General features: G+C 60.9%; 17 protein-coding genes. 6 read left to right on the top strand and 11 right to left on the bottom strand.

Annotation, left to right across the window (positions count from 1 at the left end; translation table 11 throughout):
* The first annotated feature begins 73 nt into the window (after positions 1 to 73).
* The 4 genes from ACSSVH_RS06205 to ACSSVH_RS06190 all read left to right on the top strand — a co-directional run bounded on the left by ACSSVH_RS06205 (position 74) and on the right by ACSSVH_RS06190 (position 5,667).
* On the top strand, positions 74 to 1,324 hold the full coding sequence (locus ACSSVH_RS06205; RefSeq protein WP_492634230.1) for an OprD family porin: 1,251 nt from the start codon (positions 74 to 76) through the stop codon (positions 1,322 to 1,324).
* 187 nt (positions 1,325 to 1,511) lie between these two features.
* Entirely contained in the window at positions 1,512 to 3,020 is a 1,509-nt protein-coding gene (locus ACSSVH_RS06200) for a M91 family zinc metallopeptidase (RefSeq protein WP_492634229.1), read from the top strand.
* Between the two features lie 84 nt (positions 3,021 to 3,104).
* Positions 3,105 to 3,998, top strand: a complete 894-nt coding sequence (locus tag ACSSVH_RS06195) for a polysaccharide deacetylase family protein (protein ID WP_432755161.1) — start codon at positions 3,105 to 3,107, stop codon at positions 3,996 to 3,998.
* Positions 3,999 to 4,107: 109 nt separating this feature from the next.
* Positions 4,108 to 5,667, top strand: a complete 1,560-nt coding sequence (locus ACSSVH_RS06190; protein WP_432755160.1) for a M91 family zinc metallopeptidase — start codon at positions 4,108 to 4,110, stop codon at positions 5,665 to 5,667.
* A 27-nt stretch (positions 5,668 to 5,694) separates the two neighbouring features.
* Here ACSSVH_RS06190 and pcaC read toward each other — a convergent pair whose 3' ends face one another.
* From pcaC to pcaR, 11 genes are all read right to left on the bottom strand, one after another.
* Positions 5,695 to 6,087, bottom strand: coding sequence for a 4-carboxymuconolactone decarboxylase (gene pcaC, locus ACSSVH_RS06185; protein ID WP_169955521.1), 393 nt, complete (start codon positions 6,085 to 6,087; stop codon positions 5,695 to 5,697).
* Positions 6,088 to 6,097: 10 nt separating this feature from the next.
* Positions 6,098 to 6,889, bottom strand: coding sequence for a 3-oxoadipate enol-lactonase (gene pcaD, locus ACSSVH_RS06180; RefSeq protein WP_169955520.1), 792 nt, complete (start codon positions 6,887 to 6,889; stop codon positions 6,098 to 6,100).
* Positions 6,890 to 6,899: 10 nt separating this feature from the next.
* A complete protein-coding gene (locus ACSSVH_RS06175) occupies positions 6,900 to 8,264 on the bottom strand; it encodes a 3-carboxy-cis,cis-muconate cycloisomerase (RefSeq protein ID WP_432755159.1) in 1,365 nt (454 codons plus the stop codon).
* Between the two features lie 10 nt (positions 8,265 to 8,274).
* Positions 8,275 to 9,570: an MFS family transporter gene (locus tag ACSSVH_RS06170; RefSeq protein WP_169955518.1), complete on the bottom strand. Its 1,296-nt coding sequence runs from the start codon at positions 9,568 to 9,570 to the stop codon at positions 8,275 to 8,277.
* A 183-nt stretch (positions 9,571 to 9,753) separates the two neighbouring features.
* Positions 9,754 to 10,320, bottom strand: coding sequence for a protocatechuate 3,4-dioxygenase subunit alpha (pcaG, locus tag ACSSVH_RS06165; protein ID WP_492634228.1), 567 nt, complete (start codon positions 10,318 to 10,320; stop codon positions 9,754 to 9,756).
* Between the two features lies 1 nt (position 10,321).
* Positions 10,322 to 11,026, bottom strand: a complete 705-nt coding sequence (gene pcaH / locus ACSSVH_RS06160; RefSeq protein WP_169955516.1) for a protocatechuate 3,4-dioxygenase subunit beta — start codon at positions 11,024 to 11,026, stop codon at positions 10,322 to 10,324.
* Between the two features lie 28 nt (positions 11,027 to 11,054).
* A complete protein-coding gene (gene pcaF, locus ACSSVH_RS06155; protein ID WP_492634698.1) occupies positions 11,055 to 12,260 on the bottom strand; it encodes a 3-oxoadipyl-CoA thiolase in 1,206 nt (401 codons plus the stop codon).
* Entirely contained in the window at positions 12,257 to 13,036 is a 780-nt protein-coding gene (locus tag ACSSVH_RS06150; RefSeq protein WP_169955515.1) for a CoA-transferase subunit beta, read from the bottom strand. The genes pcaF and ACSSVH_RS06150 overlap by 4 nt, the downstream gene beginning before the upstream one ends.
* The gene (locus ACSSVH_RS06145; protein ID WP_029297076.1) at positions 13,036 to 13,893 is read right to left on the bottom strand and encodes a CoA transferase subunit A; all 858 of its coding nucleotides are present in this window, start codon (positions 13,891 to 13,893) and stop codon (positions 13,036 to 13,038) included. Before ACSSVH_RS06145 ends, ACSSVH_RS06150 begins: the two co-directional genes overlap by 1 nt.
* Positions 13,894 to 14,134: 241 nt before the next feature.
* The gene (gene pcaK, locus ACSSVH_RS06140; RefSeq protein ID WP_170042899.1) at positions 14,135 to 15,481 is read right to left on the bottom strand and encodes a 4-hydroxybenzoate transporter PcaK; all 1,347 of its coding nucleotides are present in this window, start codon (positions 15,479 to 15,481) and stop codon (positions 14,135 to 14,137) included.
* A gap of 177 nt (positions 15,482 to 15,658) precedes the next feature.
* On the bottom strand, positions 15,659 to 16,501 hold the full coding sequence (pcaR, locus tag ACSSVH_RS06135) for a pca regulon transcriptional regulator PcaR (RefSeq protein ID WP_492634227.1): 843 nt from the start codon (positions 16,499 to 16,501) through the stop codon (positions 15,659 to 15,661).
* A 541-nt stretch (positions 16,502 to 17,042) separates the two neighbouring features.
* Here pcaR and ACSSVH_RS06130 point away from each other — a divergent pair.
* Together ACSSVH_RS06130 and ACSSVH_RS06125 are read left to right on the top strand one after the other, a co-directional pair.
* The gene (locus tag ACSSVH_RS06130; protein ID WP_169955512.1) at positions 17,043 to 17,243 is read left to right on the top strand and encodes a hypothetical protein; all 201 of its coding nucleotides are present in this window, start codon (positions 17,043 to 17,045) and stop codon (positions 17,241 to 17,243) included.
* Positions 17,244 to 17,573: 330 nt separating this feature from the next.
* Positions 17,574 to 19,049 (top strand): inorganic phosphate transporter, encoded by a 1,476-nt coding sequence (locus tag ACSSVH_RS06125; protein WP_115127556.1) that lies wholly within the window; start codon positions 17,574 to 17,576, stop codon positions 19,047 to 19,049.
* Positions 19,050 to 19,069: the final 20 nt, after the last annotated feature.

Below are 19,069 nucleotides of genomic sequence, written 5' to 3'. Positions count from 1 at the left end.
ATTGAACCGCCCCACACACGCCCCGCACCATGGCCCACACCTGAAAACCACCAATAACAACAGGTCCCATGCCATGAGCACCTTGCACCCTCGCCGGCTATTGCTGGCTACCGCTGTCGCCAGCCTTGCCCTCCCAGTTGTTGCCCAGGAACACGGCTTTCTGGAAGATGCCAGCGCCAACCTCAACCTGCGCAATTTCTTCTTCAACCGCAATTTCACCAACCCGACCAAGGCCCAGGGCAGCGCGCAGGAGTGGACGCAGAGTTTCATCCTTGATGCCAAGTCCGGTTTCACCCAGGGCACCGTGGGGTTCGGGGTGGATGTGCTGGGCATGTATTCGCAAAAGCTCGACGGCGGCGGCGGCTCCGGCGGCACCCAATTGCTGCCCCTGGACCACGATGGCAAGCCGGCCGATAACTTCGGGCGCCTGGGGGTGGCGTTCAAGGCACGGATTTCCCAGACCGAGTTGAAAGTCGGCGAGTGGATGCCGGTACTGCCGATCCTGCGTTCGGACGATGGCCGCTCCCTGCCGCAAACCCTGCGCGGCGGGCAGATCACCTCCAAAGAGATCGCCGGCCTGACCCTGTATGGCGGCCAGTTCCGCGCCAACAGCCCGCGTGACGACAGCAGCATGACGGACATGTCGATGTTCGGGAAAACCGCGTTCACCTCCGATCGCTTCAACTTCCAGGGCGCCGAATACGCGTTCAACGACAAACGTACCCAGGTCGGCGTGTGGAATGCCCAGCTCAAGGACATCTACCGCCAGCAATACCTCAACCTGACCCACAGCCAGCCCCTGGGCGACTGGACCCTGGGGGCCAACCTCGGCTTCTTCTACGGCCAGGACGACGGCAGCGCCCGGGCCGGCAACCTGGACAACAAGACCTGGTCCGGCCTGTTCTCCGCCAGGTACGGTGGCAACACCTTCTACGTCGGCCTGCAAAAACTCAGCGGCAACAGCGCGTGGATGCGAGTCAATGGCACCAGCGGCGGCACCCTGGCCAACGACAGCTTCAATGCCAGCTATGACAACGCCGAGGAAAAATCCTGGCAGGTACGCCATGACTACAACTTCGCCGCCCTGGGCGTGCCCGGCCTGACCTTGATGAACCGCTACATCAGCGGCAGCAACGTGCACACCGCCACTGTCAACGATGGCAAGGAATGGGGCCGGGAAAGCGAAGTGGGCTACACCGTACAAAGCGGCAGCCTGAAAAATCTTACAATGCGCTGGCGCAATTCCAGCATGCGCCGCGACTACAGCAACAATGAGTTTGATGAGAACCGGTTGATCGTCAGCTATCCAATCAGCTTGTTGTAGTGACAGGGCGAACGGCAAAAAGCCCGCGCCGTCCGACGACTTTTCTGCACCGGGTGCGCCTACTTTATTACGCCCGGTAACAAAGGATCGACGGCGGCGACGGAACACTTTCATTCAATCGCACGACATACCTACCGCCCCTCCCCCCCCTGGAGGGGCGTTTGCGTTGAACTGAAAGGTACTGACCATGAACACGATCGCGCCACATCACGCCATGCCTGCCCTCCCCCCTCACACGCCGCAGGCCGAGCCCGCCGCCGTGCCAGGCAAAGGCCAACACCAGCCGTTTCCTTCTGCGCGAACCCCTTCACAGGCGCAACCGGAGCTTCCGAATTTCTCCTCGCAGGACAAGCAACTGACGTTGGTCGATGACGGCAACCTCAGAGTCCGCCAGTCCCTGAGCGAAGTACCTCTGGCGCCGGGAAAATCGATCATTGTGAGCGACGCCCTGACATTTGAAACCGGCAACAGCGCCGACACTATTCATCTGAGCAACCACCCTGATGGCCGACTCAAGGTCGAGGTCAACGGTAAGCCCTACCTGTTTAATGTCAGAGACCCCAAGGACAGTGCGCCCACCAGCCTGCATATCAAAAGCCATGGTGGTGACGACAAGATAAAAATCGACCCCGGCGTCATGCTCCCGGTCAAGGTCGAAGCCGGCGATGGCGACGATGACGTGCAAGCGGGCGGCGGCCCCACCCAGCTGTTTGGCGGCAAGGGCAACGACACCCTGCGCCTGGGCAGCGGCAACGGGTATGCCGAAGGCAACGAAGGTGATGACACGATAGTGGGAGGCACGGGCTCCAACGTCATGTACGGCAATAACGGCAATGACCGGCTGTACGCAGGTGCCGGGGCCGCCCAGAAGCAAAGCTACCTGGATGGCGGCAACGGTGACGACCAGCTATACGCTGGCGATGGGCATACGGTGATAAACGGCGGCCAAGGTGACGATGTGCTGGTGGGGCACGACCGCACGACCTTCTACAGCGGCAAAGGCCACGACACGATCTGGTCCAACCGGCCGGACAACCGCATCTATGCAAAACCCACTGATCGGCTCTTGGGCGGGTCTGATGCAACGATCACCCCGGTGACGCCAAGCAACGCCGGTAAAGAAGGGTTCCAGGCCCAGGGCACGCAGGCGTTCAAGCAACGGGTCGAAGATGACCTTGAATTGCTGCGCGGCTCGCCCGTGGGCCAGCAAATGCTCGCGGGGATGGACGCCGTGGCTCGACAAAACGGCGCGCCGTTGCCGATTATCGAAGGTTCCAGCAGTCATTTTGACGACCATCTGTCGCCAGAACAGACAAAACAAAGCCATATCAAAGAAGGGGCTGCAGGTCGCCGAATCAACAGCGGCACCCTGCAGTACAATCCGTTCGATATCTACGCCGACCCCAATGTCCCTGCCGCACCCATCGTCACCCTGCAACATGAATCGGCCCATGCCTGGAACGCCGGCACGGGCACCTTTTTCAGCGGCCACACCCAAGAGCAGGTAGGCGCAAACCCTCCAGTGGATACACCCAATGTAGAGCGCCAGGCCGTTGGCCTGCCGACTACTGCCGCACCGTTCGACTTTGACAACGACCCACTCACGCCGCCTACTTCAACCAATCCCAAGCCGTTCACCGAGAACGGCTTGCGTGAGGAAATGGGCTATGGCCCGCGTGAGCACTACGCAGACTGACAGTGAACGGGGTACGCGCTTGCTGTATGTTGCCGGCCTCCATACCCCGATCACAAGGATGTGCATCATTGACCCCAGAGCCCCATGAAACTCATTGCCCTCTTGCTTGCCACACTATTGATCAGCCTCAGCGGCTGCATCGGCGCGCCCGTGGCATTGACCCCGCAGACCGCACAACGCCTGCAAAGCCAGGCGCCGATCCGTTTCCTGCTGACGTTCGATGATGGCCCCAGCGCCTCGGGCTACGCCAATCCCAGCCGCTCGGTAATCCAGGACCTGGCTCAAAACCCGGTGCTGCCGGGGATCAAGGCAATTTTCTTTTTGCAGACCCAGGCCTGGCGTTCCGGCGGCAGCCCGCGCGGGCGCAAGACCATGGAACGCGAACACGCCGCCGGGCATATCCTGGCCTTCCACACCGCCACCCGCTGGCATAGCAACCATCGCCTGATGAACGACGAAGACCTGGCACAGACCCTGAGCCTGGGCGCCGCAAGCATTGCCTCGATCACTGGCACCGCCCCCAGCCTGGTGCGCCCGCCCTTCTGGAACTATGACAAGCGCACCTTCGCCGCCTATCAGCACCACGGCATGCAAATCCTGCTGACCGACTTGAGTGCCAATGACGGCAAGATCTGGGGCTTCAATGCCAGCCCGAGGCGGCGGGCCAACCTGCTGCGGCAACTATCGCTGGTGCGCGAACGCATTGCGCTGGGCGAACTGCCGACCGTGGACGGGGTGATTCCGGTCGTGGTGACCTTTCACGACATCAACCGCTACACCGCCCGGCACCTGCCGGAATACCTGCAGATCCTGATGGACAGTGCCCAGGCCAATGGCCTGAAGACTGCCGCCGCTCCCTTCTACACCGACCGCGCGAGCCTGGAACGCGCAGCCCTGGCGCGCACGGTGAAGGATACCAACGAGGTGGTGCACTTGCCGGGAGTGTGGAACTGGGTGTGGGACGCCGACGCTCACTGAACGCCACCCTGCTACGGGTCCCGAAAAAACCGGCATCGGTTCCCTTGGGAATCCTTGGCCACCGCTCAGCCACTAGTACTCAACGCACACACTAAAGCGAGAGTACGTAATGGCAATATCAACTGGCTTACAACCGTTAAATCTACCGCCACCAAGCACGCACCCGGTAACACTGGCGGGTAACTCCGTATCGAACCCCATTACGATTCAAAGCCCGCCATTGAAAAAATCACATACGCTCTTTACGCCACATTCAACATTGACAATCGATCAGAACTACGTTGAAAAATATCCCGTCTATACAAACGCATTCGCCCTATTTAGCGACAACACTATAAAAATAACCCATCAAGTCACATGGGAGAAATCCACGGATGATGGATATCTAAACAGAAGCAACGCGCTGCAAGTCGTTACAGGTAATCATTCAGACGTCATAAAGGTTAATCCCGCTTCAGGCGACAACATTCACTTGGAAGTCAATGGCATTCATTACCTATTAAAAATCAACAACCACGAAGATTACCCTGAAGAACTGCACATCAAGTCCAAAGGCGGTGATGATCACATCAGGGTTGATCCTCGCGTCACTATGCCGATTGTCATTGAGGGCGGCAGGGGGCGAGACAGGATTGAAGCCCTTGGCAGTGGTGAAACCCGTGTCTATGGCGGTGCGGGCGATGACGATATCACTCTGGGCAGCGCCAACAGCTACGCCGAAGGCAATAGCGGCAATGACACAATGCGCGGCGGCACAGGTAAGACCGTCATGTATGGCAACAACGGCAATGACCTGATGCTCTCCGGCCCCGGCAGCAAGGGAACGTTCAGTTACATGGATGGTGGCAAGGGCAACGACACCATGATCGGCGCCAGCCCGATTAACCTGATGCATGGCGGCCCCGGTGAAGACGTGATGTACAGCACAAGGCCGACCACCTTCTACACCGGCCGAGGCCGGGACATCGTCCTGGCAAACCATGCAAGCGACCAGATCTACGCCGACGCGGGGGATCGGGTTGCCAGGGTTGCCGGCTCAACCCTAAGACAAGTGCGCATAAGCGACGCCGGGCACAAAGCCTTTAAAGTCGAAGGTTCAGACAAGTTCAAGCAACACACCCAAGACAATCTTGAATTTTTCAGAAACTCGCCGACCGCACAAAATATGCTCTCTGAACTAGACCAGGCAGCCGAACTCAATGGTTCCCCCGTTACTATTCGAGAGACCACCGGCAACACTAGTTATTCATACGGCAACAACTTCACGAGAGAGCATGACAAACAACTAAAAGAATATGACGACCTCGCAGAGTCACCCTTGATAGGTTACATCCAAGGTAATACCAAAGGCTCGGTAGCAACTAGCGCAGCAATCAACAGCAACCCTGGTTTTATCTTCCGAGAGCCGCCGGTCGTTATCCTCTACCATGAAATGGCCCATGCCTATAACGGCGCCCACGGCACCTTCCTCCCAGGCAAAACCGATGGCGAGTCCAATATGGAGCGCCAAGCTGTTGGGTTGCAGACCACTGCTCCCGCCTTTGATTTTGACAACGACCCCACGACGCCCCCCACTCCCACCAACCCCAAGACCTTTACCGAAAATGCGCTTCGTGAAGAAACCGGTTTTCCACGGCGTAACACCTACATTCCAGCGGCTGAAGAGTGACTTGGCATAAGGGCGGGCAAATTGTCGTCAGTCCCGCGACTCCACCCCCAACTCGTCCCACACCGACTCTGCCAGGTGAAACGTCGCATTGGCCGCCGGGATCCCGCAGTAGATCGCACTTTGCATCAGCACTTCCTTGATCTCGGCGCGGGTCACGCCATTGCTGGCGGCGGCGCGCAGGTGCAATTTCAGCTCTTCGCTGCGGTTCATGCCGATCAGCATGGCGATGGTGATCAGGCTGCGGGTGTGCCTGGGCAAGCCCGGGCGGGTCCAGATATCGCCCCAGGCATGACGGGTGATCATTTCCTGGAACTCGCTGTTGAACTCGGTCAGGGCATTGAGACTGCGATCGACATGGGCATCGCCCAGCACTGCACGCCGCACCTCGAGCCCCTCGGCATAACGTTGTTTCTCGTCCACAAAAACGCCCTCAGCGATCCAGCAGGAAGGTCAGTACCCGGTCGCTGAACGCAGCCCCGGCTTGTACGTTGGATAGATGCGCCGCGTAGAACTCGGCGTATTCGGCGCCCGCTACACGCGCCTGGATAAAGTGCCCGCCCGCCGGGGGTGTGACGGCATCTTCAGTGCCGGCAATCACCAACGTCGGCACCTTGATGGACGCCAGTTGCTCGCGCAGATCCGCATCGCGCACCGCGCCACAGTTGGCGGCATAGCCCTGGGGCGATGTGGCCGCGAGCATGTCGGTGATGCGCTTGGCCTGGTCGGGATGAGCCTGGGCAAAATCGGCAGTGAACCAGCGGGCAATCGATGCATCACGCAAGCCCACCATTGCCGCCTGGCCATCGCGCAGGACCATGTCGATCCGCGGGTTCCAGATTTCAGGGGTGCCGATCTTGGCCGCCGTGTTGCACAGCACCAGTTTGAGCAAGCGCTCACCGGCGTTGATGCCCAGCCACTGGCCAATCAACCCGCCCATGGACAGGCCACAGAAATGCGCACGCTGGATATCCAGGGCGTCCAGCAACGCCAGCACGTCACGGCCCAGTTGTTCAATGCTGTAGGGGCCCTCGGTGACCAGGGATTTGCCGTGGCCACGGGTGTCCAGGCGCAGCACCCGAAAATGCTCGGTGAAGGCCGGCATCTGGGTATCCCACATCTGCAGGTCGGTGCCCAATGAGTTGGACAGCACCAGCACCGGTGCGCCTTCAGGGCCTTCCAGTTGGTAGTTCAGTTCGCCATCGGCGAGTCGTACAAATCCCACAGCAGTCTCCTCAGGCAGACAATGCAAAGTGCTCGGCCACGGCGCGGCTGACCCAGGTCTGTGCCAGGCCCAGGTAATGCGCCGGGTCCAGCAGGCGATCCAATTCCAGCGCCGACAGCTCGGCGGTGACTTGCGGCTCATCGGCCAACACTGCGCGCAAATGGCGCTGCTCGGCGACCGCGCGTTTACAGCACTGTTGCAGCAAGTGATGGGCGGTTTCACGGCCCAAACGCTGGGCCAAGACGATGCTTACGGCTTCGGCCAGCACCAGGCCCTGGGTCAGGTCGAGATTGCGCGCCATGCGCTGCGCATCGACTTCCAGGCCTTCGCCCAGCAGCAGCGCCTGATGCAACGCCCCGGACACCAGGCGGCAGATCTCGGGCAGGGTTTCCCATTCGGCATGCCACAGGCCCAGGCTGCGCTCGTGCTCCTGGGGCATGGCGCTGAACATCGTCGCCACCAGGCCCGGCACGCGCGTGGCAGCGCTGATCAGCACCGCCGCGCCAACCGGGTTGCGCTTGTGCGGCATGGTCGAGGAGCCGCCCTTGCCCGGCGCCGAAGGTTCGAACACTTCCCCCGCTTCGGTCTGCATCAACAGGCTGATATCCCGCCCGAGCTTGCCCAGGCTGCCGGCGATCAGGCCCAGCACGGCGGCAAATTCCACCAAACGGTCACGCTGGGTGTGCCAGGGTTGCTCGGGCAGCGTCAGTTGCAACTCTGCCGCAAGGGCTTGCGCCACCGGCATGGCGTGTTCGCCCAGTGCAGCCAAGGTGCCGGATGCGCCACCAAACTGCAGGACCAGCAAGCGCGGCTTCAACTCCAGCAGCCGTTGGCGATTGCGTGTCACCGCCCCCAGCCAACCGGCGATTTTCATCCCCAGGGTGACCGGCGTTGCGTGCTGCAACCAGGTGCGCCCGGCCAATGGCACATCGGCATAGCGCTGCGCCTGGGCCGCGAGCACCGTGCCCAGGCGGGCCAGGTCCGTATCGAGCAGCTCCAGCGCCCGCCGCAGTTGCAGGACCAGGCCAGTGTCCATCACGTCCTGGCTGGTGGCGCCCAGATGCACATAGCGCTCGGCGCCAGCGTCTTCACTGGCAATCAACTTGCCCAGGGCCTTGACCAGCGGGATCGCCGAATTGCCCGCCGTGGCAATCGCCGCGCCGAGGGCGTCCACGTCGTACAACGAGGCCAGGCACGCCTGGGCAATCGGCGCCACGGCGGCCTGAGGAATCAACCCGACCCCGGCCTGCACCCGGGCCAATCCGGCTTCGAAATCCAGCATGCCCTGCAAGCGTCCCTGGTCACAGAACACCTCGGCCATGCTGTCGGCGGTGAAGTAAGCGTCGAACAATTGGTTGCTCGTGCGCAGTGTCATAACTCATCCCTTACAGATCGTGGTGCAGGTACTCCGCCTGTTTCGGCAGGCGCAGGCTGAACAGGAACGCGATGGCCATCATGCCGGTCACGTACCAGTAAAAGGTGTTTTCCAGGCCGATGGATTTCAGGCCCAGGGCCACGTATTCCGCCGAACCACCGAAGATCGCGTTGGCCACCGCATAGGCCAGGCCCACACCGAGGGCGCGCACTTGTGGCGGGAACATTTCCGCTTTTACCAGGCCGCTGATGGAGGTGTAGAAACTCACAATCGCCAGCGCCAGGGTAATCAGCACAAAGGCCAGGAACGGGCTGGTCACGGTTTTCAGGGTCAGCAGGATCGGCACCGTGCACAGGGTACCGAGGGCGCCGAACCAGAGCATCGAGTTACGGCGGCCGATCTTGTCCGAGAGCATGCCGAACAGTGGCTGCATGCACATGTAGAGGAACAGCGCGCCGGTCATGATGTAGCTGGCGGTCTTGGCGTGCATGCCGGCGGTGTTCACCAGGTACTTCTGCATGTAGGTGGTAAAGGTGTAGAAAATCAGCGAGCCGCCAGCGGTGTAGCCGAGCACGGTGATAAACGCAGCCTTGTGATCGCGAAACAGCGCGGCAATGCTGCCGGCGTCCTTGTTTTCACGCATTTCCTTGCTGGTGGTTTCTTTCAGGGAGCGGCGCAGCAGCAGCGAAATCACCGCCGCCACGGCCCCGATCACAAACGGAATGCGCCAGCCCCAGGCCCGCAGTTCGTCTTCGGTGAGCAGTTGTTGCAGGATCACCACCACCGACACCGCCAGCAGTTGCCCGCCGATCAGGGTCACGTACTGGAACGAGGCAAAGAAGCCGCGCTGGCCCTTGAGCGCGACTTCGCTCATGTAGGTTGCCGTGGTGCCGTACTCGCCGCCCACCGACAGGCCCTGGAACAGTCGCGCCATCAGCAGCAGGGCCGGGGCCCAGGCGCCGATGTCCTTGTAGGTGGGCAGAAAGGCGATGACCAGGGAGCCGGCACACATCATCAGCACCGAGATCATCATCGAATTCTTGCGCCCATGCTTGTCGGCGACCCGGCCAAACAGCCAGCCGCCGATGGGGCGCATCAAAAAGCCTGCGGCGAACACGCCAGCGGTGTTGAGCAGTTGCACCGTGGGGTCGTCGGAGGGGAAAAACGCCGGAGCGAAGTAGATGGCGCAGAAGGCGTAGACGTAGAAGTCGAACCATTCGACAAGGTTGCCGGAAGAGGCCCCGACAATCGCAAAAATCCGTTTGCTGCGTTCTTCTCCGGTGTAGTGACTGGTATTGGTTGTCATGTTGTTTTCACTCGTGGGGAACGGGTTAGAGTCTAGACATACTTTGCAACAACCTCGTTCCGCAAGCAGACCTTTGGATAGCAGTTGCCTGTGCCGGCCCTATCGCAGGCAAGCCAGCTGCCACAGGTGAACGCATTCCACTGTGGGAGCGGGCTTGCCCGCGATGGCGCCCTTGCAGCCAACTCAGTAATCGAAAAACACCGTTTCTTCATCGGTGCCCTGAAGAATCACATTCCACTGATACACCCCCGACGCATCCGCCTTGGCAACCAAGGTGCGGCGCCGCTCTGCTGGCACACACGCCAGCAACGGGTCATCGCCATTGGCTGCCTCGCCGTCGAAATAGATCCGCGTCAGCAAGTGCTTGACCAAACCACGGGCAAACACCAGCACCACCAGATGTGGCGCCTGGGTCGTGCCCTTGAGGCCCGGCACACTGCCCGGCTTGATGGTGCTGAAACGAAAGCGCCCTTGCGCGTCCACCGGCACCCGGCCAAAGCCTTCGAAGTTAGGGTCCAGGGCTTTGTCCTGGTCATCCTCGGGGTGGTCATATTTGCCTGCAGCGTTGGCCTGCCAGACTTCGAGCATGGCATCGTTGACCACCTCGCCATTGCCATCGAGCACTTGCCCGGTGATGGCCACGCGCTCGCCAAGGGTGCCCGTATTCGCCAGGTCTTCGCGGTTCAGCCAGGTCAGGCCGATGTGGTAATACGGCCCGACGGTGTGGGACGTGGTTGCGTTGAGGGTCATGTCATTTCTCCATCGGCGTGGCGTCGCGGCCGCGCAGGACGATGTCCCAGCGGTAGCCGAGGGCGTAATGCGGCACGGTCTTTTCCAGGTCGAAACGGGCGATCAGGCGTTCCTTGGCCGAGGTGTCCGGCACACAGTTGTAGATCGGGTCGTAGGCCAGCAGCGGGTCGCCGGGAAAGTACATCTGGGTCACCAGGCGCGTCAGCACACTGGGGCCGAACAGCGAAAAGTGGATATGCGCCGGGCGCCACGCGTTGTGGTGGTTGCCCCACGGATAAGCGCCGGGCTTGATGGTCTGGAACTGGTACCAGCCATCGGCATCGGTGACGGTGCGACCGGTGCCGGTGAAGTTCGGGTCCAGGGGCGCGTCGTGCTGGTCGCGCTTGTGGTTGTAGCGCCCGGCGGCGTTGGCCTGCCAGATCTCCACCAGGATGCCCGGCACAGGCAGGCCGTTTTCATCCAGGACCCGACCGTGAATGATGATGCGCTCGCCTTGCGGCTCGCCATCGTGCTGGGCAGTCAGGTCGTTGTCGTGCTCGGCAATGCGCTCGGCGCCGATAGTCGGGCCGGTGATTTCCGACAGCGAATGGGGCAAAAACACCAGCGGCTTGGACGGCGAACGCAGGTTCGTCGACTGGTATGCCGGGTGCAGGTAATCAGGCTGAGTACCCGCTTGCGGGCGCCGGTATCCGGGCTTGTCACTCATGGAGCAATCCTCTTTATTCTTGTAGGTCTCAAACGCGTTCGATCGCCAGCGCCAGGCCTTGGCCGACGCCGACACACATGGTCGCCAGGCCTTTGCTGCCGCCGGTTTTTTCCAGTTGATGCAGTGCGGTCAACACCAGGCGCGCACCGCTCATGCCCAACGGGTGGCCCAAGGCAATGGCGCCACCGTTCGGGTTGACCTGCGGCGCATCGTCCGCCAGGCCCAGTTCACGCAGCACCGCCAAGCCCTGGCTGGCGAAGGCTTCGTTGAGTTCGATCACATCAAAGTCGCTGACCGCCAGGCCCAGGCGCTCCACCAATTTGCGCACCGCAGGCACCGGGCCGATGCCCATCACCCGGGGTTCGACCCCGGCACTGGCCATGCCCAACACCCGGGCGCGGGCGGTCAGGCCGTGTTTTTTCACCGCTTCAGCACTGGCCAAAATCAAGGCGGCCGCACCGTCGTTGACCCCGGAAGCGTTGCCGGCAGTGACGGTCTTGTCCGGGCCGTTGACCGGTTTGAGCTTGGCCAGGGCTTCAAGGGTGGTGTCGGCACGCGGGTGTTCGTCGTGCTCCACCAGGGTCTCGCCTTTTTTATGGGCGACCCGCACCGGTACGATTTCTTCGGCAAAAAAGCCAGCGGCCTGGGCCGCGGCAGTGCGCTGCTGGCTGCGCAAGGCAAAGGCGTCCTGGTCGGCGCGCGAGACGCTGTAGTCATCCGCCACGTTGTCAGCGGTCTGCGGCATGGCATCCACGCCGTACTGCGCCTTCATCAATGGGTTGATAAAGCGCCAGCCGATGGTGGTGTCTTCCAGCTTCATGTTGCGCGAGAACGCCGCATCCGCCTTGCCCATTACGAACGGCGCCCGGGACATCGATTCGACGCCACCGGCAATCGCCAACTCCATTTCGCCACTGGCGATGGCGCGAAAGGCGGTGCCGATGGCGTCCATGCCCGAGGCGCACAAACGGTTGAGCGTGACACCAGGGATGCTCGGCGGCAGGCCGGCCAGCAGCGCGGCCATGCGCGCCACGTTGCGGTTGTCTTCGCCGGCCTGGTTGGCGCAGCCGAGGAACACTTCGTCGACCACGGTCCAGTCTACCGACGGGTTGCGCGCCATCAGTGCCTTGATCGGCAAGGCCGCCAGGTCGTCGGCGCGCACCGTGGACAGGCCACCGCCAAAGCGGCCGATGGGGGTGCGGATGGCATCACAGATAAACACGTCGCGCATCAGGCTTCTCCTGGGGTTTGGCCATGGGCGGCGGCCGTACGGGCTTCTAGGTCGCGCAAGGCGTTCAGTTCGATGTCGGTGGGTTCGGCGCTGATGCTGAGCTGGTCGGCAAAGCGGATCGCCCAACCAGTGGCGGCGACCACTTGCTCGCGAGTAACGCCGGGATGCAGGGCGGTGACCACGAATTCGTGGGTGCCCTCCTCCGGCTCCATGATGCACAGGTCGGTAATGATTCCTACGGGGCCTGCGCCCGGCAGGCCGAGGCGCTTGCGCGAATCGCCGCCTTCGCCATGACCGACCGAGGTGATGAAGTCCAGTTTGTCGACAAACGAACGGGACGACTGCTTGAGGATGATCAGCACGCTCTTGGCAGAACCGGCGATTTCCGGCGCGCCACCGGCACCCGGCAGGCGCACCTTGGGCTGGTGATAGTCACCGACCACGGTGGTGTTGATATTGCCGAAGCGGTCGACCTGGGCTGCGCCGAGAAACCCGACGTCGATGCGCCCGCCTTGCAGCCAGTAGCGAAAAATCTCACCGGTGGGGACTACCGTGTCAGCGGTTTCCGCCAACTCGCCATCACCAATGGACAGCGGCAATACCGAGGGCTTGGCGCCAATCGGACCGGACTCGTAGATCAACACCACATCCGGCGAAGACGTCAGGCGTGCCAGGTTGGCGGCCTTGGACGGCAGGCCAATACCGACGAAGCATACCGAGCCGTTTTTCAGGCGGCGCGCGGCGGCGACGGTCATCATTTCATTGGTCGAGTAAGTCATTACTTGGCCTCCTGCGCGGCCGCCAGCTTGGCCTGGAATTGACTGAAGTCAGCGGTGCCATGGATGTATTCATCGATCCAGGCGGTAAACGTCCCACGGTCCCGAGCGATTGGGTCCCAGGCTTGATAGAAGCGATTGTCACGCTCGGTGTAACCGTGGGCGTAGGACGGATGCGCGCCACCCGGGACATGGCACACCGCGGTCAGGGCCCAGGTCGGCAGCACGCAGGCGTTCATCGGGGCGTTGAGGTCATCGACGATTTCTTCGACGGTGACGATGCAACGCTTGGCCGCCAATGCCGCCTCTTTCTGCACCCCGAGGATCCCCCACAACAGCACGTTGCCCTTGCGGTCGGCCTTTTGCGCATGGATCACGGTGATGTCCGGGCGCACCGACGGCACCGCCGCCAGCACTTCGCCAGTGAAGGGACAGGTCACGGTCTTGATCAGCGGGTTGACCTTGGGCAAGTCGGAACCGGCATACGCCCGCAGCACAGCAAACGGCAGGCCGGATGCGCCGGCCACATAGGCGTTGGCCAGGTCCGCATGGCTGTGTTCTTCGATCTCCAACGGTTGCGGCCATTGCTTCTCGACCGCGTCCCGCAGGCGGTGCAGGGACCCTACGCCAGGGTTGCCGCCCCAGGAGAAAATCAACTTGCGCGCACAGCCGGCCCCGATCAGTTGGTCGTAGATCAGGTCGGGCGTCATGCGTACCAGCGTCAGGTCTTTCTTGCCCTGACGAATGATTTCATGACCTGCCGCTGTAGGGATCAGGTGGGTAAAGCCTTCGAGCGCGACGGTGTCGCCATCATTGACGAACTGCTTTACCGCATCAGCCAGCGAAAGGATTTCAGCCATGGGGTTGGGCTCCCGATGTAGGTCGAAAAAGGCGCTGGAGGCAGCGCCGAAGTGCTTGAAGAGTAAGCCGGGGTCAGGGGCCAAACAATCCGATAATCGACTAACCGTTCGATAATCGAACAGATTGTTGCCTGGCTATCAATCACCTCAAATCCCCTGTAGGAGCCGGCTTGCCGGCGATGGCGATCCTGAAATCACTGCAAGGCTCCAAGGCCTCATCGCCGGCAAGCCGGCTCCTACATCAGGTGGCGTCGGCGTGGCTGACGAAGCCCTTGATCAGCACCGCCGTGGTGGCCAATGCAGCGGGAATCACCAACGCCGTCAGTACCTGCTCGAAATTCCAACCCAACCCCAACAGCGTGGCGCCCATCCACGCGCCGAGGATCGCGCCAAAACGCCCAATCCCCAGCATCCAGGACACCCCGGTCGCCCGCCCCTGGGTCGGGTAAAACCGCGCAGCCAGCGAAGGCATGGCCGATTGCGCGCCGTTGACACACATCCCGGCGATCAACACCAGGGTGGCCAGGAGAGTGATGTTGCCCAGGCTCTGGCCCACCGCGTAGGCAAACACCCCCGCCAGTAAGTAGAAAGTACCGATGACCTTGTGCGGATTGAACCGATCCATGGCCCAACCCACGCCCACAGCGCTGAGCACGCCACCAAACTGGAACAGCGCTCCGATGAACGCTGCCTGTTCCATGCTGGCGCCGCTGTCGCGCATCAGGGTCGGCAACCAACTGGTCAACAGGTACACAATCACCAGGCCCATGAAGTAAGTCAGCCACAGCAACAGGGTGCCGGCGCTGTAGGTGCCGGAGAAGATCACCGCGAACACATTGCGCGCCTTGACGGTTTTCTGTTCCGGGACACTGAAGCTGGCGGCCTGGGCGACGGTGACCGGATCGATGGGTGCCAGGGCCTTGCGCACCTTGTCCGTGCCACGATTGCGCACCACCAGGTAGCGCGCCGATTCCGGCAACCACAGCACCAGTACGCCTACCAGGATCAATGGCAGGATGCCGCCGAGCAGCAGCAGGCTGTGCCAGCCGAACATCGGGATCAGCTTGGCCGAGATAAACCCGCCACCGGCCATGCCCAGGTTGAAGCCGCAGAACATGCTGGTCACCAGCAACGATTTATGACGCTCCGGGGTGTATTCGGACAGCAGGGTCGTCGCATTCGGCATACCGGCGCCAAGGCCCAGGCCGGTCAGGAACCGCAACACCAGCAGTTGATCAACGTTGCTGCTGTAGGCCGAAGCCAGGCTGAACGCGCCGAACACCAGCACCGCGCCCACCAGCACCACCTTGCGCCCGAAACGGTCGGCCAAGGGCCCGGAGCCCAGGGCACCAAACACCATGCCGATCAACGCGGCGCTCATCACCGGGCCGAGGCTGGCACGGTCGATGCCCCAATCCTGGGACAGCGCCGGCGCAATAAAGCCCATGGCCGCGGTGTCCAGGCCGTCGAGAAAGACAATCAGGAAACACAGGATCACCACCCGCCATTGATAGCGGGACAGCGGTTGCGCATTGATAAAGGACTGCACGTCCAGACACGTACCAACAGAAGGCGAAGGCTGATTCATTATTTTTATTTCCACACCGATGGCGGGCGGACGACGGTGAGTCGTCATTATTATTGGGGCGAAACCAGAACTGCGGCGGTAGGCGCCGTCGCGGTCAATCACGCTGCCGCGACATTAATAAGCCAGGGCAAACACCGTCAATTCGTCAAACCGGGATCTGTGCGGTCACCGAACAGCTTAAGCAAACAGCTGGGCGCTCAGCTCCTGGCTAGCAGAGAGCATGCTCGGCAGGAAGCGCTGCTCTAGTTCGCTACGGCTGACCCGCCCGGCGTGGGTGCTGACGTTCAGCGCGGCCAGCACCTGGCCAGACGCGTCATACACCGGCACGGCAATGGAACGCAGGCCCTGCTCCAGTTCCTGGTCGACAATGCACCAGCCTTGCTGGCGCACTTGCTGCAGGCATTCAAGCAAGGCTTCGGGGGTGGTCAAGGTGCGGCTGGTCTTGGTTTGCAGGTCGGCATGGTCGAGGTAGTCCTGCAACGACGCATCATCCAGGGCGGCCAGCAGTATCCGGCCCATGGAGGTGCAATAGGCCGGCAGCCGGCCACCGACCGACAGATCCACCGAGATCAGGCGCTGGGTCGTGGCGGAACGGGCGATGTAAAGGATGTCGTCACCTTCCAGGGTCGCCATGTTGCAGGCTTCGTGCAGTTGCTCGCTCATGCGGTCCAGGTAAGGCTGGGCCGAAACCGCCAGGGGCGTGGAAGACAGATAGGCATGCCCCAGGGTCAAGACCTTGGGCAATAGGGAATAGGTGCGCCCGTCCGTGGTGGCGTAGCCGAGCTTGATCAAGGTGTGCAGGCAACGTCTGACGGCAGCGCGGGGGATTTCCGTGCGGTGGCTGATCTGCGCGATGGTCAAGTGGCGCTTGCGCTCTTGGAATGCCTGGACCACCGCCAATCCGCGGGCCAGGGAGGTCATGAAATCCGGATCGCCGGTAAACGCCTGGATGCGCTTGCCCGGAGACGCAACGATCGGCGGCGCCACTGAGGCAAAGGAGTTGCGCAATTGATCGTTCATTTCAGGTCCTTTCTCTTATTTTCGACCGCCATTACAAGCCGGCAGGCCACGGATGTACAAGGCAAGGGCGCCAACATTGGGCGATTATCGGACGGTGATTCGATAATCGCAATTTACAGCCAGGTTGCGCCGGGAATGCCGCTGCACTGAACAATTAATGCCAAGCTTAATTTCAACTGTCACATGCAGGTAATTAAGCAAGTGTGGCGCCAAGTTCTCGACACTATTGGTCTGATGTTTCAAAAGGCAAAGTTGACGATTTTTAACTTGTTGGCGATAGTCTTATCCAAATGCGCCGCTATAATGCACCCTGTGACAATGTAGAGCTGGCCTGACGCGTGATCTTCGATCCCGCCGAACCTGGCCTTTGCCTTGTCCAGGCCTTGGTCGCAAGTACCCAGCCCTGAAAATCAAAACTGTTGCTACGACAGTTGTTCTTCCCCCGGTGCCGTGGCCGCGTGTAATACAGAAGTGGTAGATCGTTGCCCTTTACTGATATCGCGCTTCACCGGAATCAAACTCAACTCAATTAGGTAACAATGTGACGAAAGACGAACTGCGCGCGGAACTTGAGCGCCAGGAACAACGTTACAAGGATGTTTACGGCGGGGAAGTCACCACCTACGCCGCCCAACCAGAGCCGGAGCGCAAACCATGGCGCAAACGAGCCAGCCTGCTCGACCAGGCGTTTGCCCAGGAAATCCAAAAGATCGAAAAGGACCTCAAGACCGAAGAGCCATAAGCCTGTCGGACTGAGCCTTCCTGGCAAGTCATTGCCCTGCCAGCACCTCCTGGCAGGGGCGCCTTGGGCATGCCCTCCAATCGTCAGTTTCGACGACCTTGCGAAATTTCATACAAGCGTTTCAGACACTTTACCCAAAGTGTCGCACCCCGCTCTGCCCCCTGTATTCTTTACAAATCAATGAGTTGCCAACCCCCCGAAATATCTGGTAGCCGCACCCCGCTGCCAAACTAATTCGTTGAAGAATGTTACCGGCGAGCAGCTAGTGCATAGATTACTGAGGTTTTCTGGCATAATCGCGCCCCCTTACGACCGGGTCATAAAACCTTCATGATCGATTTATTCAGCGGACTGGATGCCTGGGTTCTTGTGAGCCTATTGCTCGCCCTCGCCTTTGTCCTCGCCTTCGAGTTCATCAATGGCTTTCATGACACCGCTAACGCGGTGGCCACAGTCATCTATACCAAAGCGATGCCGCCGCACCTGGCCGTATTCTTTTCCGGGGTGTTCAACTTCCTTGGCGTGTTGCTCGGCGGGGTAGGCGTTGCCTATGCCATCGTGCATCTGCTGCCGGTGGAGTTGCTGATCAATGTCAACACCGGCCATGGCCTGGCCATGGTGTTTTCATTATTAGCCGCGGCCATCACCTGGAATCTCGGCACCTGGTACTTCGGGATCCCGGCATCCAGTTCCCACACCCTGATCGGTTCGATCCTCGGTGTTGGCCTGGCCAATGCCCTGATCAACGACATTCCGCTGGCAGACGGGGTCAACTGGCAGAAAGCCATTGATATCGGTGCCTCGCTGGTGTTCTCGCCCATGGCCGGCTTCCTGGTCGCAGCCCTGGTGTTGATTGGCCTTAAATGGTGGCGTCCGCTGTCCAAGATGCACAAGACTCCGGACCAGCGCCGCAAGCTCGACGACAAGAAACACCCGCCGTTCTGGAACCGCCTGGTACTGGTGATTTCCGCGATGGCCGTGAGTTTCGTGCATGGTTCCAACGACGGTCAGAAAGGTATCGGCCTGATCATGCTGGTGCTGATTGGTATCGTGCCCGCGCAGTTCGTACTCGATCTGGGCAGCACCACTTACCAGATCGAGCGAACCCGCGACGCCACCCTGCACCTCAACCAGTTCTACCAGCGCAACCACGAAACCCTCGGCGAATTCCTTGCCCTGGGCAAAAGTGTCAGAGACGACCTGCCCGGCAAGTTCCGTTGCAACCCGCAACAGACCGAACCGACCATCAACGCCCTCCTTGGCACATTGAAGGGTGTATCCGACTACCATTCCTTGACCTCCGAGCAGCGCATTGAAGTCCGTCGCTACCTGCTGTGCCTGGACGATACCGCGAAGAAAGTCGGCAAGCTGCCAGGCCTTGATTCCCGCGAGAAGTCGGACCTGGAAAAACTGCGTAAAGACCTGACTGCCACCACCGAATACGCCCCGTTCTGGGTGATCCTTGCCGTGGCCCTGGCCCTTGGCCTGGGTACCATGGTGGGCTGGAAGCGGGTGGTACTGACCATCGGCGAGAAAATCGGCAAGCAGGGCATGACCTATGCCCAGGGCATGTCGGCGCAAATCACCACCGCCACCATGATTGGTTTTGCCAATATCTTCGCCCTGCCGGTGTCCACCACCCACGTGCTGTCTTCGGGTGTGGCCGGGACCATGGTCGCGAACAAGAGCGGCCTGCAAGGCGGCACCGTGAAGACCATCCTGATGGCCTGGATCCTGACTCTGCCGGCCACGGTGAGCCTGTCGGCCGGGTTGTTCTGGCTGGCGTCCAAGGCGTTGGGCAGTTAACCGACAACGCAATTAAAAAA

Source organism: Pseudomonas sp. HC1(2025) (genome assembly GCF_058742075.1).
This window is presented reverse-complemented; position numbering and strand designations above follow the sequence as displayed.